Source organism: Acidisoma cellulosilyticum (assembly GCF_020621385.1).
GTDB lineage: Bacteria > Pseudomonadota > Alphaproteobacteria > Acetobacterales > Acetobacteraceae > Acidisoma > Acidisoma cellulosilyticum.
Genome location: NZ_JAESVA010000032.1, coordinates 1 through 4250 on the forward strand (window position 1 = coordinate 1; position 4250 = coordinate 4250).

Here is a 4250-nt window from a genome sequence, read left to right on the forward strand (position 1 = left end):
CAACCTATACCGTCGCCGCATCTGCAACCGCTCTGCCCGCAGCCGGTGGATCATCCCTCGCATCCGCACAAAACCTCGGAACACTCGGAACTGTCTCAACAACGGATATGCTCACCGCCAATGCACCGACGGATTACTACAGCTTCTCCGTTGGAACCCTGCGTGCGATCGCCCTGCAACTGACGGGGCTCTCGGCCGGTGCGACGCTGACCTTGCTGGATGCAAGCGGAAATCAGATCGAAGCGACCTCAGGTGGCGTGAACTCGTATGCAACCATACTGACCAATCTCGCACCCGGCCCATATTTTGCCGAAGTTTCGGGAAGTGCTGTCAATACTACCTACCAATTGCTAGCCACGACCACACCGCTAATAACGGAAGCGCTTCTGACCGATAGCGGTGCGAGCGCCTCGGACTTGATTACCGATGCGCCGACGGTCACCGGCGCAGGCAATGACAATACCGTCGTCCACTTTGCTGTCGATGGCGTTGCCATCACTGCGACGGCAATGTCCGATGCTACCGGAAATTGGACTTTTACGCCGACCGGATTGGCAGACGGCGTTCATACGATCGTGGCGACGGAGGCTGATCCGATTGGCGACGTCGGAAGCGCATCGCTCACCTTCACATTGGATAAGACACCGCCGATTGTGTCGGAGAAGCTATCGAACGACACTGGTGCTTCAGCGAGCGACCTGGTGACTGCAAACGCTGATCTTCAGGGTAGCGGCGAGGCGAATGCCATCGTTCACTTGGCGATCGACGGCGTGGCGTCAAGTACGACGGCCTTGGCTAATGCCGCGGGCGCCTGGAGTTTCACACCGGCCGGATTGGCGGATGGCGCGCATACGATCATTGCCAGCGAGACGGATATCGCCGGCAACACGGGATCGACATCCCTCAGCTTCACATTGGATACGACTCCGCCGGTCGTGACGGAAGCGCTCGCCAATGATACCGGATCCTCTGCCACCGATTTGATTACGTCAAACCCGTCGTTGACCGGTAAGGGCGACTCAAACGCAACCGTGCGTTTCGTCATCGACGGTGTTGCGTCGAGCACCACGGCCACGGCCAATGCCAGCGGTGTTTGGACTTTCGCACCAACAGGGCTTGCCGATGGTGCGCATACCATCGTCGCGAGTGAAGCCGATCTTGCCGGCAATATAGGCTCGACGTCTTTGACGTTTACGCTTGATACCAAGGTGCCAGTCGTTACAGAAAAATTGACGACTGACACGGGCACGTCCACGACCGACCATATCACATCGAAATCGCCAATCACGGGAACAGGCGACGCCAATGCTGCCGTGCATTTTGCGGTCGATGGTGTCGCTTCAAGCACGACGGTCACGGCGGGTACAACCGGTGCATGGACTTTCACACCAACCGGCTTGGCAGATGGTGCCCATACGATTGTGGCAACAGAAACCGATGCCGCAGGCAATGTGGGATCGGCATCGCTAGCCTTCACGCTTGACACAAAGGCACCTACCGTTACCCAAAAATTGGCTGCTGATACTGGCAGTTCTGCGACGGATCTCATCACCTCGAACGCGGCACTGACGGGCACAGGCGACGCCAATGCTGCCGTGCATTTCACCATTGATGGGGTTGCGTCGAGTGCGACGGCTACCGCCAATGCGAGCGGAGTATGGAGCTTCACGCCGTCGGGCCTTGCCGATGGTACGCATACGATTATCGCGAGTGAGACGGATGCCGCAGGCAATGTGGGGTCGGCATCGCTGAACTTCACGCTCGACACGACGCCGCCCGTCATCACGGAAGCGCTTGCGAGTGACACCGGCAGCTCCACCACTGACAAGATAACATCGCAATCGTCCCTGACTGGCACCGGTCAGGCCAATGCCATTGTGTCCTTTGTGATCGACGGTGTTGCGTCGAGCACCACGGCCACGGCCAATGCCAGCGGTGTTTGGACTTTCGCACCAACAGGGCTTGCCGATGGTGCGCATACCATCGTCGCGAGTGAAGCCGATCTTGCCGGCAATATAGGCTCGACGTCTTTGACGTTTACGCTTGATACCAAGGTGCCAGTCGTTACAGAAAAATTGACGACTGACACGGGCACGTCCACGACCGACCATATCACATCGAAATCGCCAATCACGGGAACAGGCGACGCCAATGCTGCCGTGCATTTTGCGGTCGATGGTGTCGCTTCAAGCACGACGGTCACGGCGGGTACAACCGGTGCATGGACTTTCACACCAACCGGCTTGGCAGATGGTGCCCATACGATTGTGGCAACAGAAACCGATGCCGCAGGCAATGTGGGATCGGCATCGCTAGCCTTCACGCTTGACACAAAGGCACCTACCGTTACCCAAAAATTGGCTGCTGATACTGGCAGTTCTGCGACGGATCTCATCACCTCGAACGCGGCACTGACGGGCACAGGCGACGCCAATGCTGCCGTGCATTTCACCATTGATGGGGTTGCGTCGAGTGCGACGGCTACCGCCAATGCGAGCGGAGTATGGAGCTTCACGCCGTCGGGCCTTGCCGATGGTACGCATACGATTATCGCGAGTGAGACGGATGCCGCAGGCAATGTGGGGTCGGCATCACTGGCCTTCACGCTTGATAGCACCGCACCAGCGACGACTATTGCTTTGGCAAATGATACGGGCTCCTCTCCCACCGATAAGCTGACATCTGATCCGACAGTGGCTGGGAGCGGCGATCCTAATGCGGTCGTACATTTCACAGTCGACGGTGTGACTTCGTCCACGACGGCAACGGCGAATGCAGCGGGAACATGGTCATTCCTGCAGACCGGGCTTGCCGCCGGGCAGCATACCATTGCTGCCAGTGAGACGGATGCCGCCGGAAATACAGGGGCGGCCTCGCTGACTTTTTCATTATATAACGCGCCGACCCTCACTGCCGATAATGCGACCGTCCCCATGGGTGGATCGATTGCCGCATCAGGCCTGTTTACGGCCAGTGTCGCCAATGGCGATTCGATAACGAATTATGAATTCATCGACGCTACCACAGCCAACTCAAGTGGGTATTTTCAGTTGAATGATCAATCTCAGATCTCGGGATCTGTCCTAGATATTGCATCGAACAACTTGGAAAACCTAAAATTCATCGGCGGAAGTTCGGTCGGGGAGGATGATATCTGGGTTCGTGCGACAGACGGTGTCAGCTACGGAAATTGGACTGATGTTCAGGTTCAAACCTCTGGGGCTAGCACGACCCCGCCAACCGTCCTGGCAAACAATACCAGTCTCGCGGCAAATACCAGTGCATCTTTGGGTTCTCTTTTCTCGGTTATCGATCCCAACAATCTGCCGATCAGTGAATATCAGGTTATTGATCTAACAAATTCTAGTGCCAGTGGTCATATTGCACTTGGGTCAGCGGTCCAGCTGGCCAACCAAACCATAGATTTCGCGGCATCGGTGCTTCCAACCGCGAGTTTTGTTGCCGGCGCAGCAGGGTCGCTCGATACTTTGGCCGTGCGAGCCTATGACGGTGGAAGCTGGAGCTCGTGGACCTCCTTTACTGTCTCGTCGCACTAGGACCGAATACTGACTTTTTAACGAGAGTAGGATCAATCGATGGCTAGTGATATCTTTGCCGACAGGCTGGTTGATATTGTGGTAACGGGCACGCTCGTGCGCCTAGATTTTGCCAATATTGATCCTTTGGAAAAAGAGAAGCACAACCAACCCTCTCTAGCATTTAGCCGGCGGCTGGTCATGCCAATCGAAGGATTCCTCGCGATGAGTGATTCTCTTTCAAAGATGATTGCCATTATGATTGAAAAGGGAACCATCGTCAGCCGCAATGACGCTAACCTAAGCACTTAGCATGAGATCCTATGGTTGAATCGGCAATGGCTCTTAGGATCGACATGCGATGGTCAGCCGCGGCAAAGTCGAACGCGTGCGTCCTCCGGCGGAAGGGCAAGGCGACCAAGGCATATCCTCATAGGCAAGGTTGTTGGCGAGGCGCTGAGGGGTGGTTTTGAATGGGGTAATCCCCCTGAAATCTGGTGGCGTGAGAGGTAGAATTTTCTCGATATGGAGGAAGTTCTGGATGAAGAAGTCTCGTTTCACCGATAGCCAGATCATGGCGATGCTCAAGCCGAGCGAGGGCGGTGAAGGTGGTAAGCGGTCGTTTTTCTGCGCGTAGCGAAACGGGTGCGAACGACATGACAACGGAAGCTGTGAGACAGCTTTTGTAGGTAATGTCATGTTTAATGATAAAAG

The 4250-nt window shown here is 55.9% G+C and carries 3 protein-coding genes; 2 read left to right on the forward strand and 1 reads right to left on the reverse strand.

The features are described 5' to 3' along the window. Positions 1 to 107: 107 nt before the first annotated feature. Positions 108 to 3557, forward strand: coding sequence for a beta strand repeat-containing protein (locus ACELLULO517_RS28340; protein ID WP_227310858.1), 3450 nt, complete (start codon positions 108 to 110; stop codon positions 3555 to 3557). 39 nt (positions 3558 to 3596) lie between these two features. Next, positions 3597 to 3848: a hypothetical protein gene (locus tag ACELLULO517_RS28345; RefSeq protein WP_227310859.1), complete on the forward strand. Its 252-nt coding sequence runs from the start codon at positions 3597 to 3599 to the stop codon at positions 3846 to 3848. 33 nt (positions 3849 to 3881) lie between these two features. Here the strand turns inward: ACELLULO517_RS28345 and ACELLULO517_RS28350 are convergent. Continuing rightward, positions 3882 to 4250, reverse strand: a 369-nt coding sequence (locus ACELLULO517_RS28350) for a hypothetical protein (protein WP_227310860.1), incomplete at its 5' end; no start/stop codon positions are given.